We start from the raw sequence: 26316 nt of genomic DNA, 5'->3' as shown, positions 1-26316 counted from the left end.
GCAGGCGGCAGGATCTGTCTACCGGTCGAGCGGGCCGGCGTGGTGAGCTGGCAGGAATCTGCAGCACGAAGCACCGGAGGCATGACGTAATGAAGCGCAGGACCCTCGGGTCGACCGGAATATCCGTCAGCGAGATCGCACTCGGCGCGATGATGTTCGGGAGCCTGGGCAACGCGGACCACGGGGACGCGATCCGTATCATCCACAGCGCGCTCGACGCCGGGATCAATGTCGTCGACACGGCCGACGTGTACTCCAGGGGCGAGTCCGAGGAGATCGTCGGCAAAGCCGTCAAGGGCCGCCGGGACGGCCTGGTCATCGCGACGAAGTTCGGACGGCCGATGGGCGAGGACCCGAACCAGCGGGGCGGCTCACGGCGGTGGATCGTACGCGCGGTCGAGGACAGCCTCCGCAGGCTCGGCACCGACTACATCGACCTGTACCAGATCCACCGGCCCGACCACGGGACCGAGATCGGTGAGACGCTCTCCGCGCTGTCCGACCTCGCACAGGCAGGCAAGATCAGGGCGTTCGGATCCTCCATGTTCGCGGCGGAGATGATGGTCGAGGCCCAGTGGACGGCTGAGCGGCGCGGCTCCCACCGGTTCCTGACCGAGCAGCCCATGTACTCCGTCTTCACCCGTGGACCGGAGACCGCTGTGCTCCCGACGGCGCAACGCCACGGGCTGGGTGTACTCACCTTCAGTCCGCTGAACAGCGGCTGGCTCTCCGGACGGGCGGACCTCCCGTCGACCCACCGGGCCAGGCTGATGGCGTCCGTCTTCCCGTCGCACTACGACACGTCCACCCCGGCCGGCGCACTGAAGGCCGCCGCGCTCGCCCGGCTCACGGTGCTCGCGGAGGAGGCGGGGATGACGCTGCCACAGCTCGCGATCGCCTTCGTACGCGCGCATCCGGCGGTCTCCACCGTACTGATCGGTCCCCGCACGCAGGAACAGCTGGACGGGCTTCTCCACGGTGCCGGTACCGAGCTGTCGGACATCGAGTTGCCGGACGCGATCCTCGACCGGATCGACGAGATCGTCCCGCCGGGCACCGACCTCGACCCGGCGGACAACTACGCGGCCGCACCGCCCTCGATCGAGGACGCGAGGCTGCGCCGCCGCCGGTAGCGGGCCCCCCGTTACCTCAGCGACCACAACACCGCCACGGGCCCCGGCTCCAACGCCGAAGCCCCGCACGTCCGCTGGGCCGACGCGCCCCTGCGCGGCGGACGCGGCACCCCGCGCCCGCCGTCCATCTCCTGGTGGTGGCAGGACCTCACACCGTGAGGTACGGCGTTCCGCAGCAGCTGCCCGGCTGGGGCACGGCGGGTGCGGGGCGCCGGCTGCTCAGTGGGCGAAGCCCCAGTCGAGCATCTTGGTGGCGTCGTCGAAGCGGGAGGCGTCGTCCTTGTCCTTGAGGATCGCGCCGACCAGGGTGCGGTTGTCCCGCTTGGCGGCGAAGACGAGGCAGTAGCCGTCCTCCGGGCCGCTGCCGGTCTTGACGCCCAGGGCGCCGTCGTAGGTACCCAGCAGCTCGTTGGTGGTGTTCCAGGTGTAGTACCGGGTGTGGCCGTTGGCCGCCGGGGCCTCCGTCTTGAACTGCTTGTCCTTCACCACGTTGACGAACACCGGCTGCAGCATGGCGCGCTGGCCGAGCTTGGCCAGGTCGCGGGCGGTGCTGTGGTTGTTGCCGTGCGAGACGCCGTCGAAGGTGTCGAAGTGCGTGCCGGTCAGGCCCATTTGCTGCGCCTCGGCGTTCATCTGGCTCACGAAATCGGCGATCCGGGCGTCCTGGGTGGCCCCGACGCCGAGGTTGTCGGCCAGGGCCATCGCGGCGTCGTCGCCGGACGGGACCAGCATGGCGTGCAGCAGCTGCTCGACGGTCAGCGTGTCGCCGGTCTGGAGGTCGGCGGTGCTGCCGCCGACCTTCTGGACGTAGTCCCGGTAGTCCTGCTTCACCGTGATCCGGTGGTTCAGCCACTCCGGGTGCTTGAGCACCACCAGGGCAGTCATGATCTTGGTGGTGCTGGCCATCGGAACGCTCTCGTCGGCCTTCGCTCCGGCCCACATCTCCCGCTCCTGGCTGCCGTCGCGGGCGTCCAGCAGGAAGGCGTGGTCAGCGCTGATCTGAGGACCGGCCTGGGCTCTGACAGCGTGCTGAGCGTCGGCGGCCCGGGCCGTGACAGCGTGCTGCGCCGCCTGGGGCTGCTGCTGTGCGTGCTGGTTCTGGCCGGCCGGGGTGGTGGCCTCGCTGCTGCCCTGCGCGCCGTTGTCGTCGGCGGAGTGCGTGGCACCGGGGGTGGCCGCCTCCGCGAGGCCGCCGACGGTGAGCGGCAGGGCGGCTCCGACCAGTGCGACCATCGCGATCCGGACTCCGGTGCGGTGGATCCGGGTGGGGCGGGCGTGGGAACCCATGGGCGTCCCTTCTTCCGGCGTGGGGACGCCGGTATGTAGGAAAAACATCAGTGCATATCGAACCTACTTGCGTACTGTCAGCGACTGTCAAGCTAGGTTTGTCATAGCCCGGTAACGAGGTTTACCTCTGTGGAGATGTTGCGCAGGTGACTGGTGGGGCCTGTGGGGTTGCTCGCGCGCGGTGCCCGGCCGACGCCCCTGGGCTACGGAGCGGACCGGTGCCCGCCCACCCGCACCGGCCGTCAACTCCGGTGCTTCCGGCCCGTTCTGTCGGCCCGTTCTGTCGGCTGTTCTGTCGGCCGTTCTGTCGGCCGGGGGTCAGGACAGCGCGGCCCGTACGAGCGTGAGATCGGCGTCGGATGCCAGCCCCGCGTGGTACAGCCGCAGTTCGGTCGCGCCGAGCCCGGCGGCGCGGGCCGCGTCCTCCGCCAGCGTGGCCGGGCTGCCGCCCATACCGGAGACAACGGTGAGGTTGGCCGCGAGCACCGTGCGGTCCGTGCGGTGCACAGCGAAGGGGGCCAGCAGGGCGAGCCCCCCGGTGCAGGGCACGACCACCCCGTCGGCGACGCCGAGGATGTGCTCGGGGTCGACGCCCGCGTTCGCGCCGCAGTGGTGGGCGGCCGGGTCGGCGTGCAGCAGCACCTGGAAGCCGGGCGGCGCCGCGGCCCGTACGGCGGCGACGGCCTGCTCCTGGAGCGTCCGGGCGGTCCGGGTACGCCACTGGAGCACGGCGGCGGCGGTACCGGCCCCGAGCAGCTTCCCGATCGCGGAGCTGCCCGCGTCGGAGAATCCGGTGGACCACCCGGGCTCCAGGGCCCGGCGTACGGCCGCGCTCAACTCATGTGTATCCAGGCCGAGTCCGCCGTACCCGTCCGCGCAGGCCGGGCAGAAGCAGAGCGACATCAGGTACTGGCCCGCGTCGCCGAGCCCCACTCCGGCGATCTTGTCGTGGGCGTGCAGATGGGCGAGGCCGTACCAGCCGAGCGACTCCAGTTCGGTACCGCGCGCCCCGGGGCGCACCGCGGCCTCCGCGGCCAGCTCGGTGAGGTAGGCACGGGTGGCGGGCTGGGCGATGCAGGGCGCCCAGGGGTAGCGGTCCCCGTACGCGTTGACCACCGAGGTGCCGGGGTGCTCGGAGCCCAGGCGGGAGTTGTGCGCCAGGACCACCCACGTGTGGACCTCCAGGCCGGCGGCGGCCAGCGCGGCTGCGGCCTCTCCGTACGGATCGGGGGTGGGGGCCCAGGCCCCAGCGGCGTACGGGCACAGCTCCCGCCCGGCCCACCGCTCGGGGGACGGCGGATAGAGGACAGACGCGTGTCCTGCGGTGACGATCCGGTGCCTCGGGTGACGCGGTGTCAGGGCGCGGGTGGAGTGGTAGGCGGAGGCGAGGGTGACCTGCTGGACGCCGAGGTCCGCGATGCGGGCGGGGGCTTCCGGGTCGCCGACGACGTCCCAGGGGTAGAGGAAGGCCGAGGTCTTCACGCCCGCTCCCCCGGACCCGCCAGGGCCGCGCGGCCCCGCTCGGTGATGGCGGCGAGCTGGGCGATGTGCTCGGGGGACGGCTCACCGAGCGGCGGGCGGACCTCGCCGACGTCCAGTCCGCCGAGCCGCACCCCGGCCTTGATCAGCGACACCGCGTACCCGCGCCGTTGGTTGCGCAGCTCGACGAGCGGCCGGTAGAAGGCGTCGAGCAGCCGGTTCGCCGTCGCGTCGTCACCGGAGCGCAGCGCGCGGTAGAAGGCGAGCGCGATGTCCGGAGCGAAGCAGAAGACCGCTGACGAGTAGAGCGTGACGCCGATGGCACGGTAGGAGAGGGCGGTGAGTTCGGCGGTGGGCAGGCCGTTGAAGTAGAGGAAGTCCCGGCCGGGCAGCTCGGTGCGGACCGCGCTGATGATGCGCTGCATCAGGTCGAGGTCGCCGTGCCCGTCCTTGAGCCCGATGATCCCGTCGACCTGGGCGAGGGCCACGACCGTCCCGGGCGTGAACACCGCGTTGTCGCGCTGGTAGACGATGACGTCGAGCGTGGTGGCCGCCGCGAGCGCCGTGTAGTGGCGGATCAGACCGTCCTGGCCTGCCGTGACGAGGTACGGCGGCATGGCGAGCAGCCCGTCGGCGCCCGCCTCCTGCGCGGTCCTCGCGAAGTGGACCGCGAGCGCAGTGCCGTATCCGGCGCCGGCGACGACGGGCACCCGGCCGGCGCTCACCTCGACCGCGGCGGCGACGACCTCGCCGAACTCCTCCGGGCCGAGCGCGTGGAACTCGCCCGTGCCGCAGCAGGCGAAGACCGCGGCCGCGCCGGAGTCGATGCCGCTGCGCACGTGCGCGCGGAAGGCATCGAGATCGACGGCGCCGTCCGGCCCGAACGGAGTCACGGGGAAGAACAGCAGACCATCGAGTCGGCCGGCGAGCGGGGCTGAGGACACGGGCGCTCCCTGGGGCATCCAGTCGTGCACAGTTCCGTTCGTGCACAATTCTGATCAGTGTCTATATTTCTGAACAACGCCACGCTAAGCCAGCGCGGCCGGGACGGTCAAGACGAGAAACGCCACCACGGAAGCAGAATCCGCACCCCCGCACGACACTTGACGGGGCTCGCGGGGCTCCCTAGTTTGTCCATACATGTGAATTCCATCCATCCATAGATACGCTGGACCCGCTTGCCAGGCGATGGGTACGCGGCCCATCCGTCATCGCGGCCGGCCATTCCGATCCACCTCCGAATTCGTCTCCGATTCACCGAGGAGAGACCGCTCATGCCCGCTCCCCGCACCATCCTGCTCACCGGAGCCGCCGGAGGCCTCGGCACCCTGATGCGGGGCCTGCTGCCCGCGTACGGCTATGAGCTGCGCCTCCTCGACGCCGTGCCGGTCGAGGGCGAACCCGCGGCCATCACCGCGGACCTGGCCGACAAGGAGGCGCTGCGCGAGGCGGTGCGGGGAGTCGACGCCGTCATTCATCTCGCCGGCATCTCCCTCGAGTCGTCCTTCGACAAGATCCTGCGGGCCAACATCGAGGGCACGTACAACCTCTACGAGGCGGCCCGCGAGGCGGGCACCGGACGGATCGTCTTCGCCTCGTCCAACCACGCGGTGGGCTACACCCCGAGCCCGGGAAGCCAAGTCCCGGCCGCTCCGGGCACGTTGATCCCGATCGACACCCCGCGCAGGCCGGACACGTACTACGGGCTCTCCAAGTGCTTCGGTGAGGATCTGGCGCAGCTGTACTGGGACAAGTTCGGCCAGGAGACCGTGTCCGTCCGGATCGGCTCCTGCTTCGCCGAGCCGACGTCCGTACGGATGCTCTCGGTCTGGATGAGCCCGCAGGACGGCGCGCGGCTCTTCCACGCGGCCCTGACCGCCGACGGCGTCGGCCACTCGGTGGTCTACGGCTCTTCGGCCAACACCCGTATCTGGTGGGACCTCTCGTCGGCGCGGGCGCTGGGGTACGAGCCGCAGGACGACTCCGAGCCGTACGCGGCGAAGCTCATCGCCGAACAGGGCGAGCTCGACCCGGCGAACCCGGCCCACTCCCACCTCGGCGGACCGTTCCTCACCGACCCGCCGGTCTGGCCGCGCTGACCCGCCCGGGCCGGTCCACCGCACATCGGGCGCCCGCATCCGGGCAGCGAACGGGCCCGTCCGGTACGCCGGACGGGCCTCTGCCATGCCCGGACGGGCACACCGCGCCAGGTGGGGGCGGTGACGCCTTTCTGGGAACGGGCAGAAACGGGCATGATCAAGCCCGTTCCTGCCCTGTTCACACCATCCGGGCGGCTGTACAACTCTCCTCACAGCCGGCGGAATCCGAGGAGGCCCAGTGTCAGTGAGCGCGGAGCAGCGCCGGAGTGAGATCGTCCGGTCCGCCCGGAAAGCGGGCTCGGTCGATGTCACCGAGCTGTCCGCACGGCTCGGCGTGGCCAAGGAGACGGTGCGCCGCGATCTGCGCGCGCTGGAGGACCACGGTCTGGTCCGGCGTACGCACGGCGGTGCCTACCCGGTGGAGAGCGCCGGCTTCGAGACCACGCTGGATTTACGGACGACGATGCACGTACCGGAGAAGCGGCGGATCGCCGAGGCGGCGGCCCAGCTGCTCGGCGACGCCGAAACGGTCTTCATCGACGAGGGGTTCACCCCGCAGCTGATCGCCGAGTGCCTGCCGCACGACCGCCCGCTGACCGTGGTCACCGCTTCCCTGGTGACGGCGGGGGCACTGGCGCTCGCCGAGCGGACGACGGTCCTGCTGCTCGGCGGCCGGCTGCGCTCGGGCACCCTGGCCACCGTCGACCACTGGACGACCCGGATGCTCTCCGGGTTCGTCATCGACCTGGCGTTCATCGGTGCCAACGGGATCTCCCGCGAACACGGTCTGACCACCCCCGACCCGGCGGTCGGCGAGGTCAAGGCGCAGGCGGTCAGGGCCGCGAGGCGCCGGGTGTTCGCGGGGAACCACACCAAGTTCGGTGCGTCGAGCTTCTGCCGGTTCGCCCAGGTGACCGACTTCGAGACCATCGTCACCAGCACCCTGCTGCCCGCACCCGAGGCGCACCGCTACTCCCTGCTGGGACCACAGGTCATCCGGGTCTGAGCCCTCCTCTCCCCACTGAACGGCCGGCCGGTCCGAGCCCCAACCACCCGAGGAGCGATCCATGCGAAGCCCGATCCGAAGGAGGCCGCGCGCACTGCTCGCGCAGGCCGCATCGGGGGCGCTGCTCATCAGCCTGTCCGGCTGCTGGACCGGCGCCGGAGGAAGCGGGTCCGGCGGGGACTCGATCAATGTGCTGATGGTCAACAACCCGCAGATGACGGAGTTGCAGAAGCTCACCGCCGCCCACTTCACCCGCCAGACGGGCATCAGGGTGAACTTCACCGTGCTGCCCGAGAACGACGTACGCGACAAGATCAGCCAGGACTTCGCCAACCAGGCGGGCCAGTACGACGTCGCGACGCTGTCCAACTACGAGATCCCGATCTACGCCAGGAACGGCTGGCTGCACGACTTGGGCCCGTACACGGCCAAGGACACCGCGTTCGACCAGAAGGACATCCTGCCCGCGCTGCGCGAGTCACTCACCGGGGACGACAAGAAGCTCTACGGCGAGCCGTTCTACGGCGAGTCGTCCATGCTGATGTACCGCAAGGACGTCTTCGCGCAGAAGCACCTGACCATGCCGGCGCACCCCACCTGGCAGCAGGTCGCCGCGCTCGCCGCCGAGACGGACGGCGCGAAACCGGGGATGAAGGGCATCTGCCTGCGCGGCCTGCCCGGCTGGGGCGAGCTGATCGCACCGCTGACCACCGTGGTCAACACCTTCGGCGGCACCTGGTTCGACAAGGACTGGAAGGCCAGGCTCGACTCCCCCGCCTTCAAGCAGGCGGTCAACTTCTACGTCAAGCTGGTCCGCGAGCACGGCGAGTCGGGGGCCGCGCAGTCCGGGTTCGCCGAGTGCCTCAACGACCTCACCCAGTCCAAGACCGCCATGTGGTACGACGCGACCTCCGCCGCCGGGTCGCTGGAATCGGCCAAGTCCCCGGTCAAGGGGAAGATCGGCTACGCACCCGCACCGGTCGAGAAGACGGACAACTCCGGATGGCTCTACACCTGGGCCTGGGGCATCCAGAAGACCTCCCGCAACCCCGACAAGGCCTGGAAGTTCATCTCCTGGGCTTCGGGCAAGCAGTACGAGGAGCTCGTCGGCAAGGAGAGCGGCTGGTCCGACGCCCCGGCCGGGAAGCGCGCGTCCACCTACACCGACCCGTCCTACCGCAAGGCGTCCGCCGCCTTCGGGGACGTCACGCTCAACGCCATCAGAAGTGCCAAGCCCGGCAACCCGGGGGTGCAGCCGCGCCCCGCGCCCGGTATCCAGTTCGTCGGCATACCCGAGTTCACGGACCTCGGCACCAAGGTCTCCCAGGAGATCAGCGCCGCCATCGCCGGGCGCAAGTCCGTCGATTCGGCCATCGCCGCATCCCAGCGGCTCGCCGCGAAGATCGCGAAGGAGTACGAGGGACGATGACAGCGACCACAGCTCCGGCCGCGCCCCGCGCGGTGTCCCCACCCGGCCCCACTGCCCCACCGGGCAGCCGGCTGCGCGCCTGGGCCACCCGGGCCCCGCTGCTGCCGGCTCTGATCTTCATGATCGTGGTCACCCAACTGCCCTTCGTGGCAACCGTGGTGATTTCCTTCTTCAACTGGAACGCGCTCTATCCGAAGGCCCGGCACTTCACCGGCTTCGCCAACTACTCCGATGTGCTCACCGACCCGGACCTGCGCAAGTCGGTCCTCACCACGGTGCTGCTGACGGTCGCCGTGGTGCTCGTCAGCCTGGTGCTCGGACTCGTCCTGGCGCTGCTGCTCGACCGCCGTTTCAAGGGCCGGGGGTTCGTCCGTACGCTGCTGATCGCGCCGTTCCTGCTGGTCCCGGTGGCGGCCGCACTGCTCTGGAAGCATGTGCTCTACAACCCGGAGTACGGGCTCTTCAACGGGCTGCTGCACTGGGTGGGCGGCGGGGGCGCGCCGCAGCCCGACTGGGTGTCGAACACCCCGCTGCTCGCGGTCGAGGCGGCGCTGATCTGGCAGTGGACGCCGTTCATGATGCTGATCCTGCTGGCCGGGCTGCAGAGCCGCTCACCGGAGCTGATCGAGGCGGCGCGGATCGACGGGGCGGGCAGCTGGCAGATCTTCCGCCACCTGACGCTGCCCCATCTGCGGCGCTATCTGGAACTGGGTGCGCTGCTCGGCTCGATCTACATCGTGCAGAACTTCGACGCCGTCTTCACCATCACCTCGGGCGGCCTGGGCACCGCGAACCTGCCGTACACCGTCTACCAGGCCTTCTACCAGGCGCACGAGAACGGTCTCGCGTCCGCCGCCGGGGTCCTGGTCGTCATCGGCACGATCATCATCGCGACCTTCGCGCTCCGCGTGGTCTCGTCCCTCTTCAGCGAGGAGGCATCACGCGCATGAAGTCCGCAGACACGGCGGCGCCCCGGGGCGCCGCCCGTACCGGGGGCGCACTCCTCGGCCTGACGGCCTGGCTGGCCGGAATCCTCTTCTTCCTGCCGATCGCCTGGATGGCACTGACCTCCTTCCACGCGGAGACCGACGCGGCCACCAACCCGCCGTCGCTCGCCGCTTCGCTCACCCTGGACGGCTACCGCGACTTCTTCGGTGCGGGCGGCGGCGCGAGCCCCTGGCCCGCGCTCGCCAACTCGGCCGTGGCATCGGTCGTCTCGACGCTGTGTGTGCTGGTGCTGGCGCTGCCCGCCGCGTACGCGCTCTCCATCCGGCCGGTGAAGAAGTGGACGGATGTCCTGTTCTTCTTCCTCTCCACGAAGATGCTCCCGGTGGTCGCCGGGCTGCTGCCGGTCTATCTGTTCGCCAAGAACACCGGGATGCTCGACAACATCTGGATGCTGGTCATCCTCTACACCTCGATGAATCTGCCGATCGCGGTGTGGATGATGCAGTCCTTCCTGGCCGAGGTGCCGGTGGCGGTCATCGAGGCGGCGCGGGTCGACGGCGCCAGGCTGCCGGTGATCCTCACCCGGATCGTCGCCCCGATCTCTGCGCCCGGAATCGCCGCCACCGCGCTGATCTGCTTCATCTTCAGCTGGAACGAACTGCTTTTCGCCCGGGTGCTCACGGGCGTCGTCGCCGAGACCGCGCCCGTCTTCCTGACCGGCTTCATCACCAGCCAGGGCCTGTTCCTGGCGAAGGTGTGCGCCGCGTCGCTCGTCGTCTCCCTGCCGGTGCTCGCCGCGGGGTTCGCCGCCCAGGACAAGCTGGTCCAGGGCCTTTCGCTGGGAGCCGTGAAATGAAGGCAGCCATCATCGAAGCCATCGGCAAGGTCGGGTACGGGGAGGTGCCGGACCCCACCCCCGGGCCCCGCGACGTGATCGTCGAAGTGGCGGCGTGCGGGCTGTGCGGCACCGATCTGCACATCCTCCAGGGTGAGTTCGCGCCCACTCTGCCGGTAGTACCGGGTCATGAGTTCGCGGGCACGGTGGTGGCGCTGGGCTCCGACGTCACCTCACTGGCCGCCGGCGACCGGGTGGCCGTCGACCCGTCCCTGTACTGCTTCGAGTGCCGCTACTGCCGCCTCGGCCACAACAACATGTGCGAGAAGTGGGCAGCGATCGGGGTGACCACCGCGGGCGGCGCCGCCGAGTACGCGGTGGCGCCCGCCGCCAACTGCGTGAAACTGCCCGACCACGTACGGACCGAGGACGCGGCCCTGGTCGAACCGCTGTCCTGCGCGGTACGCGGCTACGACGTGCTCAACAGCCGGCTCGGCTCGCATGTGCTGATCTACGGCTCGGGGACGATGGGGCTGATGATGCTGGAGCTCGCCAAGCGGACCGGCGCGGCCAGCGTGGACATGGTCGACATCAACGAGGAACGGCTCACCACCGCCCGCGCCCTGGGCTGCTCCGCCGCGGCGGGCGGCGCGGACGAACTGGACCGGGCCGGGCGGGGCTGGGACGTCGTCATCGACGCGACCGGCAACGCGGCCGCGATCCAGGACGGTCTGGGGCGGGTGGCGAAGGCCGGGACGTATCTGCAGTTCGGCGTCGCCGACTACGCGACGCGGGCGACGATCGACCCGTACCGGATCTACAACCAGGAGATCACGATCACCGGTTCGATGGCGGTGCTGCACAGCTATGAGCGGGCGGCCGAGCTGTTCGCCGCGGGGGTGCTCGACCCGGCGGTCTTCATCAGCGACCGGCTCCCGCTGGAGAACTATCCGGCGGCGCTGGACCGCTTCAAGGCGGGCATCGGCCGGAAGATCGTGGTGCGGCCGGGGAAGTGACCCGGCGCGGGAGGGAGCGGCGGTAGACAGCGGCGGGAACAGTCGGAGGGGCTTCCGGGAGCCCGGAAAAGATTCAAGGAACCGTAAAGCCCTGCCGCTCGTTCCTCCGGACATGACCGCAATGACCCCAGGCTCGAACATCCCGCTTCCGATCTCCCGCGTCGCGGTGGACGTGGCAGCTCCGGTGCGGCTCGACGTGTCGGGCCTGCTGCTCACCGCCGACGGCAAGGTGCGCTCGGACGACGACTTCATCTTCTACAACCAGCCGTCGGGCCCCGGCGTCAGCCACCGCTCCGGCGGGGGCCCGGCGCCGGACGCGATCGTGGTCGACACGGCCGCCGTCCCCCCGGGCATCGACAAGATCGTGATCACCGCGAGCCCGGACGCGGCGGGCCAGACGTTCCAGGGCATCGAGCCGACGGCCACCGTCCGCTCCACGGACGACGGCAGCGTCCTGGCGTCGTTCACCCCGCCCCGGCTCGGCACCGAGACCGCGCTGGTGATCGTGGAGATCTACCTCCGCAACGGCGCGTGGAAGGTGCGCGCAGTGGGCCAGGGGTACGCGAACGGCCTGGCCGGTATCGCGACGGACTTCGGCGTGTCGGTCGAGGAGCCTGCCGCGCCCGCCCCCGCCCCCGTCCCGGCCACAGCCCCCGCGGCACCGCCGATGCCGGCCGCGCCGCCGGTGGACCCCCGGGTCACCGTCGCGCCGCCCGCCGCTCCGCCGGCCCCGCCCGCCGGCACCGGGCGGATCAACCTGGACAAGGGCCGGGTCAGCCTCCGGAAGAACCAGACGGTCTCCCTGGTCAAGGGCGGCAAGCCGCTCCTGTCCCGGGTGAGGATGGGCCTCGGCTGGGAGCCCGCCTTCCGGGGCAAGGACATCGACCTCGACGCCTCGGTCATGGCCTTCGGCCCGCAGCGCAACCACATCGACAGCTGTTACTTCGGCAAGCTCTCGATCCTCGACGGCGCGGTCGAGCACTCCGGCGACAACCTCACGGGCGAGGGCGCGGGAGACGACGAGGTGATCGTGGTCGACCTCGGCCGGATCCCCGCCGAGGCCACCGCGCTGTTCTTCACGGTCAACTCCTTCACCGGCCAGAAGTTCACCGAGGTGGCCAAGGCGTACTGCCGGCTGATCGACGCGGCGAGCGGGGAGGAGCTGGTGCGGTTCGACCTGACCGGCGCCGAGCCGCAGACCGGGGTGCTGATGGCCAAGCTGATCAGGCAGTTCTCGGGCGAGTGGGAGATGACGGCGGTGGGCGACTTCGTGAAGTCCCGTACGGTCCGGGGCATGGTCAAGCCTGCGGCGAAGGCCCTGTAGCGGCGGGGCCCCACCCCGGCGTCACTGGCGGTAGCCGGCCAGGAAGCGGCCGATACGGCTGATCGCCGCGTCCAGGTCGTCGGCGTGCGGCAGCGTCAGGATCCGGAAGTGGTCCGGGCTCGGCCAGTTGAAGCCGGTGCCCTGCACCACCTGGATCTTCTCGCGGAGCAGCAGGTCCAGGACGAACTTCTCGTCGTCGTGGATCCGGTGGACCTTCGGGTCGAGCCGGGGGAACGCGTAGAGCGCGCCCTTCGGCTTCACACAGGAGACGCCGGGAATCTCGTTGAGCTTCTCCCACGCCCGGTCGCGCTGCTCGTGCAGGCGGCCGCCCGGCGCCGTCAGATCCCTGATGGACTGGCGGCCGCCCAGCGCGGCCTGGATGGCGTACTGGGCGGGGGCGTTGGCGCACAGCCGCATGGAGGCGAGCATCATCAGCCCCTCCAGATAGCTCTTCGCGTGCTGCTTGGGCCCGGTGACGACCAGCCAGCCGGACCGGAAGCCCGCGACGCGGTACGACTTGGACAGACCGCTGAAGGTGAGGACGACCAGGTCGGGTGCGAGGGCGGCGGCCGAGTGGTGGACGGCGTCGTCGTAGACGATCTGGTCGTAGATCTCGTCAGCGAAGACCATGAGGCCGTGGCGGCGGGCGAGATCGAGGATGCCCTCGACGATCTCGCGCGGGTACACCGCGCCGGTGGGGTTGTTGGGGTTGATGATCACCACGGCCTTGGTGCGGTCGGTGATCTTCGAGGCCATGTCGTCGAGGTCCGGGTACCAGTCCGCCGACTCGTCGCACAGATAGTGCACCGCCCGCCCGCCGGCCAGCGTGGTGGCGGCCGTCCAGAGCGGGAAGTCGGGCGCCGGGATGAGGATCTCGTCCCCGTCCTCCAGGAGTGCCTGGACTGCCATCGAGATGAGTTCGGAGACTCCGTTGCCGAGGAAGACGTCGTCGACGGTGACATCGGGCAGCCCGAGCGCCTGGTATCGCTGGGCCACGGCGCGCCGCGCCGAGAGGATGCCGCGCGAGTCGGTGTAGCCGTGCGCCTGGGGCAGCATCCTGATCATGTCCTGGACGATCTCCTCTGGCGCCTCGAAACCGAAGAGCGCCGGGTTGCCCGTGTTCAGACGCAGCACACTGTGCCCGGCTTCCTCCAGCGCGTTGGCCTGGTCGATCACCGGGCCCCGGATCTCGTAGCAGACCTCACTCAATTTGTTCGACTGGCGGAACTCCATGCCGTGGCCCTCCCAGGTCTCACTTGCTTCACTTGGTTTTACCAAGTAGTAGCTTGGAAAGTCCAACTTTCTGTCTAGACTGCGGTGTATGCCACGCCGAAGTTACGACCAGTACTGCGCCGCCGCCCGCGCGCTCGACGCCGTCGGAGACCGCTGGACCCTGCTGATCGTCCGCGAGCTCCTGGCGGGCCCGCGCCGCTACACCGACCTCCACGCCGACCTGCCGGGCGTCAGCACCGACGTGCTCGCCTCACGGCTCAAGGACATGGAGCGCGAGGGGCTGGCGACCCGGCGCAGGCTGCCGCCGCCCGCACCCGCGTCCGTGTACGAGCTCACCCCCCGGGGGACCGCGCTGCTGCCCGTTCTCACCGCGCTGGCCGACTGGGGTATGCCCGCACTTGCCGAGCGGCGGCCGACGGACGCCCTGCGCGCGCACTGGTTCGCCATTCCGCTGGCCCGGCACCTGGCGGGGCTCGGCGCCGGCGTGGTCGAGGTCCGGATGGACGAGGGGGTGTTCCACGTCCGCACCGACGGCGGCGAGCCGCTCTACGGCGACGGCCCCGCCGGGCGCCCGGACGCCCGGCTCACCCTGGACGCCGACATCTGTATCGCGGTCGCCGCCGGCAGTCTCCCGCTCGACCACGCGATCCGGGACGGCCGTGCGAAGCTCGAAACCCTGCCGCACGGAGCACCACACGGCGCGCCGCACGGGGCGTCGGCCGGGGCGTCGGCCGGGGCGTCGGCCGGGGTGCGCGCTGAAGCTCCGAAGTGACCTGCGCCGCACCGCATCGAGGCAACCCCGCGGCCCGAACTCCGTCCACATAAAGGCGCGTTAAAGGCCGCCGGCCGCCCTACTGACCGGTACCAGTGACGGACAACACGCCCTTGCGCGGAACACGTGACCGATACCACGCGCAGATGAGGGTTAACTGTCAGTGGCAGGCCGTAGCCTTGTTCGTATGCCCACCACCCCTTCCGCCTCCCAGGCCAACGACGCCATCCGCAGGTTCGTCGATGCCCAGAAGACGGACGGCGAGTGGCCTTCGGAGGACTACGAAATCCTGCTGCTGGAGTGGGCCGCCGCGATACAGGGCGGCATCGAGCCCGCGGCCTGAGGCCCCCGGCCCGGACCGGGCCCCCCGTCTTCGGGGCCGACCCGGCTCACCGGGACATCGCCCTCGGCTCCCCGCCGCCGATCCCCTCGATCATCAGCGACAGATAGCGGCGTACATCGGGCGGCCCGCCCGCACCCAGCTCGGCGGCCGTGGCGACCGCGTGCGTGAGCCGCAGCACCTCCGCGGTCTCCAGGTCCGTGCGCGCCGCACCGGCCTTCTGCGCGGCCGTGAGCAGGTCGGCCGCCGCCTCCATGAGCCGGCCGCTGCAGTCCGAGATCACCGGTGTACTGCCGTCGGCCATCGCCGCGCCGAGCAGCGTCTTGAGGCCGCGAAGGTGGATCATCTGCTCCGCCAGCTTCTGCAGCCAGTCGGCCAGCGCCTCGCCCGGCGCTCGCGCCGACGCGCCGAACTCGACCGCTTGGTCGGCGAGTTCGTCGATGCTGTCGACGTAGACCCCTTCGAGGAGGTCCTGCCGGGTGGGGAAGTGGCGGTAGAGCGTGCCCGAGCCGACACCCGCGCGCTTCGCGATGTCGTCCAGCGACGCGTCCACCCCGCGCTCGGCGAAAGCCAGGGCCGCCTCCTTCAGGAGACGCTCGTAATTGCGGCGCGCATCGGCCCGCATCGGCTTCGGCATCAGATGCTCCTCGCGATCGCCACTGCCCGCTTCATGGTCGCGATCGCCGGGACCGGCGTCAATGTCGCCCGCCGCACCGGGCGGCTCCGCCCCGGTGGCCCATACGGAACGGTGACCCGGCATCCCACCGGGTCACCTCACGCCGCCCTCGTACCCGGGGGCCGGCGGCCGTTCGCTGACTGACCTGGCTGACCTGTCCTCGCCGGACTCAGAGCTTGGTCAGCTTGGCGTAAGGGCTGAGAATCCTCCCCTGACGCCCGGAGAAGTCGATGAGCACAGCGTCATTGTCGCCCTCGATTCCGATGACTCTTCCGAGCCCGAACTGATCATGCGAAACACGGTCGCCGACATCGAAGATCTCGATGGGTGCGGCGGCTTGGGCCGGGCGGTTGAAGGGACTGGAGGGCAGGTGGCGCCGGGATCCGGCTGACTTAGTCATTGCCTTCAGTATGCGCCCGCGAGACCTCCTCACGCCATGTCTGTCCCGCCGCACGGCCCTGGGACACGGATTCCCCGCGAGGATTTCGCCTGCGATGATCAGAGAATGGAATTCCCAGCAACCGGCCGTCGTGTGCTCATCACCGGTGCCTCCCGCGGCCTGGGCCGCGCCGCCGCCCACGCTTTCGCCGCCAACGGGGACCGGGTAGCGGTGCATTACGGGACCAGGGAGGACGACGCCAGGCACACGCTCGCGGCGCTCCCGGGCTCCGGGCACGTCCTGGTCGGCGGCGACCTGTCGGACCCGGCAGTGGCCGCCGAAGTCGCCGGGCGCGCGGCCGAGGGGCTCGGCGGCATCGACGTACTGGTGAACAACGCCGCCGTGATGCGCGGCCCCCACTCGCTGCCCGGGACGCCGTACGAGGAGTGGGTGGCCGTCTGGCAGCAGCATGTCGCCGTCAATCTGCTCGCCACCGCGCAGGTCAGCCATCTCGCCGGGCGCCGCATGATCGACGCGGGGCACGGCGGCCGGATCGTGAACATCGGCTCGCGCGGGGCGTTCCGCGGCGAGCCCGACCACCCGGCGTACGGCGCGACCAAGGCGGCCGTACACGCGCTCGGCCAGTCGCTGGCCGTCTCCCTCGCTCCGTACGGAATCGGGGTCGCGTCGGTCGCCCCCGGTTTCTTCGAGACGGAGCGGGTGGCGGACCGGCTGAGCGGCGCCGAGGGTGAGGCGATCCGGGCGCAGTCGCCGTTCGGCCGGGTCGCGTCGCCCGACGAGATCGCGGCCGCTGTGCTGTGGCTGGCCTCACCGGCCGCGGAGTGGTCGTCGGGCACCGTGCTCGACCTCAACGGGGCGTCGTACCTGCGTACTTGAGAGGTCAGCCAGCCGGTCCGAGCCGGGGCCTGACCGGAAAGCGGCGCGGGCGGCCCGCGCCGCCTCTCGGTCAGGCGTCCGCCTCAGGCCCGCGACCGGGCCTTGAAAGCCGCCTTACGGGCGTCCTTCGCCGCCTTGCGGTCCGGGTGCAGCTGCCCCATCGCCTCCAGCACCTCGGCCGTCGCCGGGTGGTCCACGCGCCAGGCCGCCTCGAAGAAGCCGCTGTGCTGCCCGGTCAGCCCCTCCACGAGCCCCTGCAGCTCCTCGACCTCACCGTCCGCGTCCAGCTGTGCGGCCAGCGTGTCGATCGCCAGCCAGAAGATCATCGGCTCCGGAGGCGCGGGCACGTCGGCCGCACCCCGCTCGGCGAGCCAGACCCGGGCCAGCCCGCCGAGCTGCGCGTCGTCGAGCACCTCGCGGACCTCGTGCTCCGCCGCGTCGTCGGCCACCAGCGAGAGCGCCTGCTGGCAGTGCAGCCGGCGCAGCGGCGCGCCCCGGTCAACGCCTCGCGCGGCGGACAGCAACTCCTTCGCGGCGGCGGCAGGTACACGGCCGTCGAGCCAGAGCACGGTCTCGGCGCGGGCAGCCCGCTCGGGGAAGTTCACGAGGGCGTCGAGCAGGGCGCCCGCGTCCTTGTCCGCGAGCTCGCCGACGGCGGGCGCGTCGACGCCCGCATCCAGCATCCGGGCCCGGACCCCGTACAGACCGAGCGGGGTGAGCCGCACCATGCCGTACCGGGAGACGTCCTCGTCCTCCACCGGCCGCTCCGGGCTCCCCTGCCCCTCCGCGTACTCCGCCTCTTCGGCCATCAGGGCCTCGTCGACCGGGTGGTACTCGACCAGGCCGATCGGTTCGAGCAGGCTGAACTGGTCGTCCAGGCGCATCATCGCCTCCGACACCTGTTCCAGTACGTCGTCCGTCGGCTCGCCCATGTCGTCGGGGACGATCATCGAGGCGGCCAGCGCGGGGAGGGGCACGGGGGCGTCCTGGACGCCGGTCTCCGTCACGGTGAGCAGATAGAGGTTGCCCAGCACGCCGTCGAGGAACTCCGCCTCCGCCTCGGGGTCCCACTCCAGCTTCCCGAAGTCGATCTCGCCGTCGTCGCCCACCAGATCGGCGAAGTCGTCGAACTGCGGGGCGATGGCGTCGGCGTGCACGGTCTCCAGTCCGTCCAGCCAGAGCGCCAGGATCTCCTGGGGACTGCCCGACGTGATCAGCGCCAGGTTCTCGCCGGGGGCCGCCGCGCCCTCGGCTTCCTCTCCGTCCTCGGCACCCTCTCCGTCATCGGCGTCCACGATGTCGACCAGTCCGGTGTCGACGGCGAGCCGCCACGCCTCACTCGCGAGGGCCGCGCCGTCCTCGTCCGCGCCGAGACCCAGCTCGGCAGCGGCCGCGGGCAGCTGCTCGTCGACCAGCTCGCCCCCGGCGCCGACGCGCGTGCCGGGCCCGGCCCAGCGCGCCAGCCGGACGGCGCGCGTGAGGAGGGGTGCGGCCAGCGCGTCACGTGCGAGTTCCGCTTCGGAGTTCAGCCGCACCGGCGGCAGGGTGGGGCGGCGGTCTCCGGACATCGGTGGTTCTCCTCGGGGCTGAGACCGACCGGCGAGAGGGCGCGGTCTTCGGGCATACGGTTCGGGCGACCCAGCGTAGACGCATTTCGACCCATGCCACCTGGTTCATGTACCCGTCAACCACCGTCCACCGATGGACCCTTGACAACTCCCCTCCCCACACAAGAGATTGACGCGCGTAGAACGCAGAACGTAGCCCACGGTCCACTCCACCCTCACCTCCGGAGTTCTGTAGATGCGCGCTCTTCCCGCTTTCCCGCTCGCAAAGCCGGCCGCCGTCACCGCCGTGGTCACGGCCGCACTGGCCGCCGGTCTGCTCGCCGTCTCGCCCGCGTCGGCCGGTGCGGCCGAGGTCCGGATCCACGACATCCAGGGCAGCACCCGCCTGTCCCCGCTGGCCGGGAAGGCGGTGACCGGCGTGCCCGGCATCGTGACAGGTGTGCGGACGTCCGGTTCCAAGGGCTTCTGGTTCCAGGATCCGCACCCGGACGCCGACCCCGCGACCAGCGAGGGCGTCTTCGTCTTCACCGGCTCCGCGCCGGCCGTCGCCGTGGGCGACGCGGTCACGGTCTCCGGCACAGTCGACGAGTACATACCCGGCGGCGCCGCCTCCGGGAACCAGTCGGTCACCGAGATCGGTAAGCCGGCCGTGACCGTCGTCTCGTCGGGCAACCCCCTGCCCGCTGCGACCGTCATCAACTCCCATGACGTGCCCGGCACTTTCGCCCCGGCGGGCGACAAGGCGGCCGACGGCAGCATCAACGGCCTCACCCTGCGGCCGGACAAGTACGCCCTCGACCGCTACGAGTCCCTGGAGGGCATGAACGTCCGGATCGGCACCTCACGGGTCACCGGCGCGACCGACGCCTACCGGGAGCTGTGGGTCACCGTGAAGCCGGGCGAGCGCCCGACCCCGCGCGGCGGCACCCTCTACAACGGGTACACCTCGCAGAACACCGGACGGCTGATGGTCCAGTCACTGGCCCCCGCCACGGCCGGGGCGTTCCCGGTGGCGAATGTCGGTGACTCGCTGACCGGGACCACCGAAGGCCCGCTGGACTACAACCAGTTCGCCGGTACGTACACCGTGGCCGCCCGCCGGCTGGGCACCTTCAGGGCGGGCCGTACCAAGCCGGAGGTCACCCGCAAGCAGCGGAAGGACGAGCTGGCCGTCGCCACGTACAACGTGGAGAATCTGGACCCGACGGACCCGCAGAGCAAGTTCGACAGGCTGGCGGCCGGGGTCGTGGACCATCTCTCATCGCCCGACATCGTGGCCGTCGAGGAGATCCAGGACAACGACGGCGCCAAGAACGACGGCGTGGTGGCCGCCGATGTCACGGTCGGCAAGTTCATCGACGCGATCGTCGCGGCGGGCGGCCCGCGCTACCAGTGGCGCTCCATCGACCCGGTGGACAAGGCGGACGGCGGCGAGCCCGGCGGCAACATCCGCCAGGGCTTCCTCTACATCCCGGACCGCGTCGGCTTCACCGACCGCGCGGGCGGTACGGCCACCAGCGCCACCGGCGTGGTGTCCCAGGGCGGCAAGGCCGCGCTGACCTACTCCCCCGGCCGCATCGACCCGGCCAACCCCGCCTGGAAGAACAGCCGCAAGCCGCTCGCCGGGGAGTTCACCTTCCGCGGCAGGAAGGTCTTCCTGGTCGCCAACCACTTCGCGTCGAAGGGTGGCGACCAGGCGATCGACTCGCAGTACCAGCCTCCGGCGCGCAGCTCGGAGACGGCCAGGCACGAGCAGGCCGAGGCGGTGAACACGTTCGTGAAGAAGATCCGTTCGGTGCAGCGGGACGCCGAGGTCGTGGTGCTCGGCGACCTCAACGACTTCGAGTTCTCCGGCACCGCGAAGATCCTCACCGACGGGAAGGCGCTGTCTGCGACCGCTTACTCGCTGCCCGCGAACGAGCGGTACTCCTATGTGTATGAGGGCAACTCGCAGATCCTGGACCAGATCCTGGTGAGTCCGTCGGTACGGAAGTATCAGCTGGACATCGTCCACATCAACGCCGAGTTCGCCGACCAGGACAGCGACCACGACCCGAGCGTGCTGCGCTTCCGTCCGTAGCGCGACCGGCCGGACAGCGGGCGGGGGTGCCGTGCCGCACCCCCGCCCGCCGGTCCTGTATGTGCCCGGGATAAGGACGTGAGCCGGGCGGGGCGGGATGCGTGCGAAGATCTGGGTGGAATTATCCAGCTCCCGAATGCAGTGAGGGTGGGGGATGTGACGGTCGGCACGGAGTCAGGCCAGGAGAGCGACGCGTCGGACGCGCGGGACCCGGGGCGCGGCAGGACCACCAGGAGCACGCAGCGTTCCTTCTGGAAGGAGCTGCCGCTGCTTGTCGTCATCGCGCTGGTGCTCGCGCTGCTGATCAAGACGTTCCTGCTGCAGGCGTTCTCCATCCCGTCGGACTCCATGCAGAACACGCTGCAGACCGGCGACCGCGTGCTGGTGGACAAGCTGACCCCGTGGTTCGGTGCGGAGCCGCACCGCGGCGAGGTAGTCGTCTTCCACGACCCGGACGGCTGGCTGGCGGACGAGCCGGTCAGCAAGCCCAACCCGGTCCAGAAGGGGCTGAGCTACATCGGGCTCATGCCGTCCGCCAACGAGAAGGATCTGATCAAGCGGGTCATCGGGGTCGGCGGCGACACCGTTGAGTGCAAGGGCACGGGCCCGGTGAGGGTGAACGGCAAGGCCCTCAAGGAGCCGTACGTCTTCCCCGGCAACACCGCGTGCAGTACGGACCCGCAGGGCCAGTTCAAGATCAAGGTGCCCAAGAACCACATCTGGGTCATGGGCGACCACCGGCAGTACTCTGCCGACTCCCGCTACCACCAGGACAAGAAGGGCGGCGGCTCCGTCCCGGTGAAGGACGTCGTGGGGCGCGCCGAGGTCGTCGCCTGGCCGCTCAACCGGCTGAACAACCTGCCGGTCCCCGCCACCTTCAGCCAGTCCGGCCTCAGCGCGGCGGCGGCCTCGGCCCCCGCCGCGGCCGGCCTGCTGGGCGCCGTGCCGCTGGTGCTCTGGCGCAGGCGCAGGCGCGCCCCGGAGCGGACCCGCCGGGCGGACGCCCCGGACGCGTCGTAGCGGTCGGCGGCGGCCGCCCGGCTTCCTGGCGCTGTACTCCGGACGGCTCTTTCCAGGTGGCCCGCCGCCGGGAGTCGCGGTCGAGTGGATCCGGCGGCCCGCTCGGGGCCGGCCACCAGCGCCGCCGCCCGGCGGCCGACCGGAGGAGCCTCCATGAGGAGCAGCATCAGTACAGCGGCCGCCGTAGCTGCGGTTGGCCTTTTCGCCGCGGCGGTGAGCGGCTGTTCCAGTGCGAACGGATCGAAGTCCCAGGACCCCGGGGCCGGATCCTCGCCGTCGAGCAGCATGACGGCGTCGAGCAGCGCGACGACCTCGACCGGGCTGCGGACGGTCATGATCAAGGACACCTCGCTGGGCAAGATCCTCGTCACCGGGAAGGGCCGGACGCTCTACGTCTTCGAGGCGGACAAGACCAGCAAGTCGACCTGTTCGGGTTCCTGCGCCAAGGCGTGGCCGCCGCTGCTGGTCAAGAACAAGCCGACCGCGCAGAGCGGGGTGCAGGACAAACTGCTGAGCACGTCGGTCCGGAGCGGGGGCGGCAAGCAGGTCACCTACAAGGGCCACCCGCTCTATACGTTCCTGGGCGACCGCACGCCCGGCCAGATGAACGGCCAGGGCCTCACCCAGTTCGGCGCCAAGTGGTTCGTCGTGGGCCCCGACGGCAAGAAGATCACCACCCAGCCGAAGGCCAGCAGCTCACCTTCGGGCAGCGCCAACCCGTCGAGCAGTGCCAGCAGCGGCTCGGGCTACTGATCTGCCGCTGACCCCGCGCACGATCCGGTCCGCAGGCCCGGGCACCGGCCGGCACTGTTCAGTCCTGCTTCGCGCTTACTCGGAGCAGAACTAAGTGGACCTTCACTCTCCGCTGAGGCGAGACTGCCGTCATGACCCCTTCGCAGCCCTTCGGGCGTGCACTCTGCGCAATGATCACGCCGTTCACCGCTGCCGGTGAGCTCGACCTGGAGGGCGCGCAGCGGCTCGCCGAGCATCTGGTCGGTGCGGGGTGTGACGGGCTCGTCCTCAGCGGCACCACCGGGGAGTCCCCGACCACCACGGATGCCGAGAAGACCGCGTTGGTACGGGCGGTCGCCGAGGCCGTCGGCGACCGGGCGCACATCGTGGCGGGGGTGGGCAGCGCCTCGACCCGGCACACCGTCGAGCTCGCACGGTCGGCCGAGAGCGCGGGCGCGGACGGTCTGCTGGTGGTGACCCCCTACTACAGCCGCCCTCCGCAGGACGCCGTCGAAGCCCACTTCCGTACGGTCGCCGACGCCACCGGGCTGCCGGTGATGCTCTACGACATCCCCGGCCGCACCGGTACCCGGATCGGTACCGGGACGCTGCTGAGGCTCTCCGCGCACCCGCGCATCACGGCCGTGAAGGACTGCGCGTACGACCTGCTGGGCTCCACCAAGGTCATCTCCCGTACCGGGCTTGCCTATTACTCCGGCTGCGAGGAGCTGAACCTGCCGCTGTACGCGGTCGGCGGATCGGGCTTCGTCAGTACGGTCGCGAACGTGGTCCCGCGACAGCTGCGGGCGGTGCTCGACGCGTACGACGCGCCGGATCCCGCCGAGGCCGCACGGCTCAACCGGCTCAACACTCCCCTGGTGGAGCTGATGATGGCGTCCGGCCTGCCGGGCACGGTGACCGCGAAGGCCCTGCTCGGCTCGGCCGGACTGCCGGCCGGGCCGGTCCGTGAACCGCTGCGGCCCGCCGGCCGCGATGCGGTCGACGGGCTGCGCAGGGCGTACGCGGAGCTGCCAGCCGCCGGGTGAGACCGGCACCGGACAGGGGGCGCGGCAGCCTCAGTTGTGGCTGTGCAGGATCTCGTTGAGGCCGCCCCAGACCGCGTTGTTCGGGCGGGCCTCCACCGTGCCGGTGACCGAGTTGCGGCGGAAGAGGATGTTCGAGGCGCCGGAGAGCTCACGTGCCTTGACGATCTGCCCGTCGGGCATCGTGATCCGGGTGCCCGCGGTCACATAGAGCCCGGCCTCGACGACGCACTCGTCGCCGAGCGCGATCCCGACGCCCGCCTCGGCGCCGACCAGGCAGCGCTCTCCGATGGTGATACGGACGTTGCCGCCGCCGGAGAGGGTACCCATCGTGGAGGCGCCGCCGCCGACGTCGGAGCCGTTGCCGACCACGACGCCCGCGGAGATCCGGCCCTCGACCATGGAGGTGCCGAGCGTGCCCGCGTTGAAGTTGACGAAGCCCTCGTGCATGACGGTCGTGCCGTCGGCGAGGTGCGCGCCGAGGCGGACCCGGTCGGCGTCGGCGATCCGGACGCCCTTGGGCGCCACGTAGTCCGTCATCCGCGGGAACTTGTCGATCGAGGTGACCTGGAGGTGCAGGCCCTCGGCGCGGGCGTTCAGCCGCACCTTCTCGATGTCGTCCACGGCGACCGGACCGAGCGAGGTCCAGGCGACGTTGGCGAGCAGGCCGAACATCCCGTCCAGGCTCTGGCCGTGCGGCTGGACCAGCCGGTGCGAGAGCAGGTGCAGCCGGAGATAGACGTCGTGCGTGTCCAGCGGCTTGTCGTCGAGCGAGGCGATGACCGTACGGACGGCGACGACCTCGACGCCGCGCCGCGGGTCGGGGCCCACGGCCTTCGGGGCGGCCTCGCCCAGCAGCTCCGCCGCGCGCTCGGCGGAGAGCCGCTCGGTGCCCGCGGGGCCGGGCTCGGCGGCCAGTCCGGGCGCGGGGAACCAGGTGTCGAGGACGGTGCCGTCGGCGGCGATCGTGGCAAGTCCGGCGGCCACGGCGCCGGTGGAGCGGGCAGGGGTCTGCGAGAGCGTGTCGGTCATGACCAAAACCTAACCGGCCGGGCGCCGCACCGGCGAACCGGTCTCAGCGGTCGGCCCTGTCCACCGAGTTCCCGACGGGAACTCACTGTGGCACCATGAGCCCGCACACGGGGAACGAACAGCGGGGGCCGGGACGACGCGACCGGGACGACCAGGACGGAGCGGGCCATGACACAGCGCACCCGCCTGGACGACGCCGACTGCGCGATCGCCCAGGCCCTGGATGTCGTGGGCGACTGGTGGACCCTGCTGATCGTGCGGGACACCGCGCGCGGGGTGCACCGCTTCGACGCGCTCCAGCGGGAGCTGGGGATGTCACGCAAGGTACTGACGGAGCGACTGCGCCTGCTGGTGGACGCGGGGGTGCTGGGGCGCGAGCCGTACCAGGACCGCCCGGCCAGGTACGAGTACCGGCTCACCCCACGGGGCAGCGCGCTGCTTCCGGTGCTGATCGCCCTCCAGGACTGGGGGGACACCTGGATCCTGGGAGAGGGAACCACGATGGCGACGGCCGGTGAGACGTCGAAGGAGGCCGAGCGGGTACGCGGCCTGATCGGCACGCGCGTGCCCGAGCTGCGGCTCACCGGTCCGGACGGGCGCCCGCTGGACCCGGTCGACCCGGCCGCCGCGCACACCGTCCTGTACTGCTTCCCCGCCGCCTACGCCGACCGCGCCTCCTACCCGCCCGGCTGGGCCGGGATCCCGGGGACCTCCGGCTGCACCCTGGAGTCGTGCACGTACCGCGACCGGCTGGCGGAGTTCACCGCCGCCGGGGCTGCCGTGCACGGGGTATCCACCCAGCGCCCGGACGAGCAGCGGGCGTTCGCCGAGAAGGAGCGGCTGCGCTTCCCGCTGCTCTCCGACGCGGACCTGGAGCTGGCGGCCGCGCTGCGGCTGCCGACCTTCCGCACGGCGGGGGTCAGCAGGCTGAAGCGGCTGACGCTCGTGGTGGACCGGGACCGGACCGTCCGCGAGGCGCTGTACCCGGTCACGGACATCGAGGACAGCGTGCGGGCGGCGCTCGCCGCGGTCAGCCGCTGACCGCGGCCGGCGGCTGCGGGGCCCGCGTCACGGGAGAGCCCGGCCCGGACCATCCCGGCCCCCGATGATCCGGCCCAGCGCGTCCCGTACCTCGTCCGGGTCGAACGCCCGCCCGGTGAGCAGGAGTTGGATCAGCAGCCCGTCGAACAGGGCCACCAGCGCGCGAGCCGTGGCGGCGTCACCGCCGACATGTGCCCGGACCACCTCCACGAAAGCGTCCAGCCACTCCGCCGCGACGGGCCGCAGGGCCTCACGGCGCAGTGCGGCGAGATACAGCTCGTACTCCAGCCGGACCCGGCTCCGGTCCCCCGTGACGAGCCGCCCGAGCAGCGCGGTGAGCCGGCCGGCCAGCCCTTCGCCCGGTTCGGCGAGTGCCCGCGCCCACGCCCCGATGCCGGTCCGCGGCTCGTCACTGACCTTGCGCAACGCGGCGACCAGCAGTTCGTCGAGGGTGGCGAAGTGGTACGTCGTCGATCCGAGCGGCACATCGGCCTCCGCCGCGACCGAGCGGTGGCTCAGCCCGGCGATGCCCTGGTCGCCGACGACCCGGATCGCGGCGTCGATGATCCGGTCCCGGCGGTCCGGATCGTAGCGCCGGGCCATCAGTGCGAGCCGCCCAGATTGAGCAGGACGACCCCGGCGATGACCAGGACGATACCGGCGAGCTTCGCCACGCTCAGCGACTCCCCCAGGAAGATCATGCCGATGGCCGCGATGGCGGCGGTGCCGGTGCCGGCCCAGATCGCGTAAGCGGTCCCCACCGACAGGGACTTGAGCACCTGGGCGAGCAGGACGAAGGCGAGCACATAGCCGGCCGCCGTGGCCAGCGAGGGCCACAGCCGGCTGAATCCGTCGCTGTACTTCATGGCGGTGGTCCCGCCGACCTCTGCGGCGATGGCCGCGGCGAGCAGTACATAGGGCATGCGTACGACCGTACACATCAGCGA

Annotated in this window: 26 protein-coding genes; 16 read left to right on the top strand and 10 right to left on the bottom strand. The window is 71.0% G+C overall.

Annotated features, from left to right (window positions below; genetic code table 11):
* Positions 1 to 89 precede the first annotated feature (89 nt).
* Positions 90 to 1133: an aldo/keto reductase gene (locus OG452_RS27845; RefSeq protein ID WP_327298309.1), complete on the top strand. Its 1044-nt coding sequence runs from the start codon at positions 90 to 92 to the stop codon at positions 1131 to 1133.
* 219 nt (positions 1134 to 1352) lie between these two features.
* Here OG452_RS27845 and OG452_RS27840 read toward each other — a convergent pair whose 3' ends face one another.
* From OG452_RS27840 to OG452_RS27830, 3 genes are all read right to left on the bottom strand, one after another.
* Positions 1353 to 2420, bottom strand: coding sequence for a D-alanyl-D-alanine carboxypeptidase family protein (locus OG452_RS27840; RefSeq protein ID WP_327298308.1), 1068 nt, complete (start codon positions 2418 to 2420; stop codon positions 1353 to 1355).
* Positions 2421 to 2738: 318 nt separating this feature from the next.
* Positions 2739 to 3902, bottom strand: a complete 1164-nt coding sequence (locus tag OG452_RS27835) for a hypothetical protein (protein ID WP_327298307.1) — start codon at positions 3900 to 3902, stop codon at positions 2739 to 2741.
* Positions 3899 to 4843 carry a 5-dehydro-4-deoxyglucarate dehydratase gene (locus tag OG452_RS27830; protein WP_327298306.1) on the bottom strand — a complete coding sequence of 315 codons (945 nt, stop codon included), beginning with the start codon at positions 4841 to 4843 and terminating at the stop codon, positions 3899 to 3901. The genes OG452_RS27835 and OG452_RS27830 overlap by 4 nt, the downstream gene beginning before the upstream one ends.
* 330 nt (positions 4844 to 5173) lie before the next feature.
* Between OG452_RS27830 and OG452_RS27825 the strand changes: the two genes are divergently transcribed.
* The 7 genes from OG452_RS27825 (at position 5174) to OG452_RS27795 (ending at position 12556) form a co-directional block, all read left to right on the top strand.
* Positions 5174 to 5998, top strand: coding sequence for an NAD-dependent epimerase/dehydratase family protein (locus OG452_RS27825; RefSeq protein WP_327298305.1), 825 nt, complete (start codon positions 5174 to 5176; stop codon positions 5996 to 5998).
* Between the two features lie 244 nt (positions 5999 to 6242).
* Positions 6243 to 7004 (top strand): DeoR/GlpR family DNA-binding transcription regulator, encoded by a 762-nt coding sequence (locus tag OG452_RS27820; RefSeq protein WP_327298304.1) that lies wholly within the window; start codon positions 6243 to 6245, stop codon positions 7002 to 7004.
* A 61-nt stretch (positions 7005 to 7065) separates the two neighbouring features.
* Positions 7066 to 8433 carry an ABC transporter substrate-binding protein gene (locus OG452_RS27815; protein WP_327298303.1) on the top strand — a complete coding sequence of 456 codons (1368 nt, stop codon included), beginning with the start codon at positions 7066 to 7068 and terminating at the stop codon, positions 8431 to 8433.
* On the top strand, positions 8430 to 9383 hold the full coding sequence (locus OG452_RS27810) for a carbohydrate ABC transporter permease (RefSeq protein WP_327298302.1): 954 nt from the start codon (positions 8430 to 8432) through the stop codon (positions 9381 to 9383). The genes OG452_RS27815 and OG452_RS27810 overlap by 4 nt, the downstream gene beginning before the upstream one ends.
* A complete protein-coding gene (locus OG452_RS27805; RefSeq protein ID WP_327298301.1) occupies positions 9380 to 10237 on the top strand; it encodes a carbohydrate ABC transporter permease in 858 nt (285 codons plus the stop codon). The genes OG452_RS27810 and OG452_RS27805 overlap by 4 nt, the downstream gene beginning before the upstream one ends.
* Positions 10234 to 11232: a zinc-dependent alcohol dehydrogenase family protein gene (locus OG452_RS27800; RefSeq protein WP_327298300.1), complete on the top strand. Its 999-nt coding sequence runs from the start codon at positions 10234 to 10236 to the stop codon at positions 11230 to 11232. Before OG452_RS27805 ends, OG452_RS27800 begins: the two co-directional genes overlap by 4 nt.
* Before the next feature lie 112 nt (positions 11233 to 11344).
* Entirely contained in the window at positions 11345 to 12556 is a 1212-nt protein-coding gene (locus OG452_RS27795; RefSeq protein WP_327298299.1) for a TerD family protein, read from the top strand.
* A gap of 21 nt (positions 12557 to 12577) precedes the next feature.
* On the opposite strand, the gene OG452_RS27790 is transcribed toward OG452_RS27795, so the two are convergent.
* Positions 12578 to 13789 (bottom strand): pyridoxal phosphate-dependent aminotransferase, encoded by a 1212-nt coding sequence (locus OG452_RS27790; protein ID WP_327298298.1) that lies wholly within the window; start codon positions 13787 to 13789, stop codon positions 12578 to 12580.
* 88 nt (positions 13790 to 13877) lie between these two features.
* On the opposite strand from OG452_RS27790, the gene OG452_RS27785 reads away from it, so the two are divergent.
* Positions 13878 to 14561, top strand: coding sequence for a winged helix-turn-helix transcriptional regulator (locus OG452_RS27785; protein WP_327298297.1), 684 nt, complete (start codon positions 13878 to 13880; stop codon positions 14559 to 14561).
* Positions 14562 to 14748: 187 nt separating this feature from the next.
* Positions 14749 to 14904 carry a hypothetical protein gene (locus tag OG452_RS27780; RefSeq protein ID WP_327298296.1) on the top strand — a complete coding sequence of 52 codons (156 nt, stop codon included), beginning with the start codon at positions 14749 to 14751 and terminating at the stop codon, positions 14902 to 14904.
* A gap of 46 nt (positions 14905 to 14950) precedes the next feature.
* Here the strand turns inward: OG452_RS27780 and OG452_RS27775 are convergent, their stop codons facing one another.
* Positions 14951 to 15538 carry a TetR/AcrR family transcriptional regulator gene (locus tag OG452_RS27775; protein ID WP_327298295.1) on the bottom strand — a complete coding sequence of 196 codons (588 nt, stop codon included), beginning with the start codon at positions 15536 to 15538 and terminating at the stop codon, positions 14951 to 14953.
* 208 nt (positions 15539 to 15746) lie between these two features.
* Positions 15747 to 15977 (bottom strand): CarD family transcriptional regulator, encoded by a 231-nt coding sequence (locus tag OG452_RS27770; protein ID WP_164267523.1) that lies wholly within the window; start codon positions 15975 to 15977, stop codon positions 15747 to 15749.
* A gap of 105 nt (positions 15978 to 16082) precedes the next feature.
* Between OG452_RS27770 and OG452_RS27765 the strand changes: the two genes are divergently transcribed.
* Positions 16083 to 16853, top strand: a complete 771-nt coding sequence (locus OG452_RS27765) for an SDR family NAD(P)-dependent oxidoreductase (RefSeq protein WP_327298294.1) — start codon at positions 16083 to 16085, stop codon at positions 16851 to 16853.
* 83 nt (positions 16854 to 16936) lie between these two features.
* On the opposite strand, the gene OG452_RS27760 is transcribed toward OG452_RS27765, so the two are convergent.
* Positions 16937 to 18421 (bottom strand): hypothetical protein, encoded by a 1485-nt coding sequence (locus tag OG452_RS27760; protein WP_327298293.1) that lies wholly within the window; start codon positions 18419 to 18421, stop codon positions 16937 to 16939.
* A gap of 235 nt (positions 18422 to 18656) precedes the next feature.
* On the opposite strand from OG452_RS27760, the gene OG452_RS27755 reads away from it, so the two are divergent.
* From OG452_RS27755 to dapA, 4 genes are all read left to right on the top strand, one after another.
* Positions 18657 to 20501, top strand: coding sequence for an endonuclease/exonuclease/phosphatase family protein (locus OG452_RS27755; RefSeq protein ID WP_327298292.1), 1845 nt, complete (start codon positions 18657 to 18659; stop codon positions 20499 to 20501).
* A gap of 147 nt (positions 20502 to 20648) precedes the next feature.
* Positions 20649 to 21521 (top strand): signal peptidase I, encoded by an 873-nt coding sequence (gene lepB, locus OG452_RS27750; protein ID WP_327298291.1) that lies wholly within the window; start codon positions 20649 to 20651, stop codon positions 21519 to 21521.
* 153 nt (positions 21522 to 21674) lie between these two features.
* Positions 21675 to 22274, top strand: a complete 600-nt coding sequence (locus OG452_RS27745) for a COG4315 family predicted lipoprotein (protein WP_327298290.1) — start codon at positions 21675 to 21677, stop codon at positions 22272 to 22274.
* A 131-nt stretch (positions 22275 to 22405) separates the two neighbouring features.
* Complete coding sequence (gene dapA, locus OG452_RS27740) at positions 22406 to 23299, top strand: 4-hydroxy-tetrahydrodipicolinate synthase (RefSeq protein ID WP_327298289.1); 894 nt, start codon at positions 22406 to 22408, stop codon at positions 23297 to 23299.
* Positions 23300 to 23329: 30 nt separating this feature from the next.
* Here dapA and dapD read toward each other — a convergent pair whose 3' ends face one another.
* Positions 23330 to 24328 (bottom strand): 2,3,4,5-tetrahydropyridine-2,6-dicarboxylate N-succinyltransferase, encoded by a 999-nt coding sequence (gene dapD / locus OG452_RS27735; RefSeq protein WP_327298288.1) that lies wholly within the window; start codon positions 24326 to 24328, stop codon positions 23330 to 23332.
* Positions 24329 to 24496: 168 nt separating this feature from the next.
* Here dapD and OG452_RS27730 point away from each other — a divergent pair, with 168 nt between their 5' ends.
* Complete coding sequence (locus OG452_RS27730) at positions 24497 to 25369, top strand: winged helix-turn-helix transcriptional regulator (protein WP_327298287.1); 873 nt, start codon at positions 24497 to 24499, stop codon at positions 25367 to 25369.
* Between the two features lie 27 nt (positions 25370 to 25396).
* Here OG452_RS27730 and OG452_RS27725 read toward each other — a convergent pair whose 3' ends face one another.
* Together OG452_RS27725 and OG452_RS27720 are read right to left on the bottom strand one after the other, a co-directional pair.
* Entirely contained in the window at positions 25397 to 25972 is a 576-nt protein-coding gene (locus OG452_RS27725; RefSeq protein ID WP_327298286.1) for a TetR/AcrR family transcriptional regulator, read from the bottom strand.
* Positions 25972 to 26310, bottom strand: coding sequence for a DMT family transporter (locus OG452_RS27720; protein WP_327298285.1), 339 nt, complete (start codon positions 26308 to 26310; stop codon positions 25972 to 25974). Before OG452_RS27720 ends, OG452_RS27725 begins: the two co-directional genes overlap by 1 nt.
* Between the last annotated feature and the right edge of the window lie 6 nt (positions 26311 to 26316).

Origin of the sequence: Streptomyces sp. NBC_01197, from assembly GCF_036010505.1 — a bacterium.
Lineage (GTDB): Bacteria > Actinomycetota > Actinomycetes > Streptomycetales > Streptomycetaceae > Streptomyces.
Note: the sequence above shows the minus strand (reverse complement) of the source record. Positions and strands in the feature narration are given on the sequence as shown.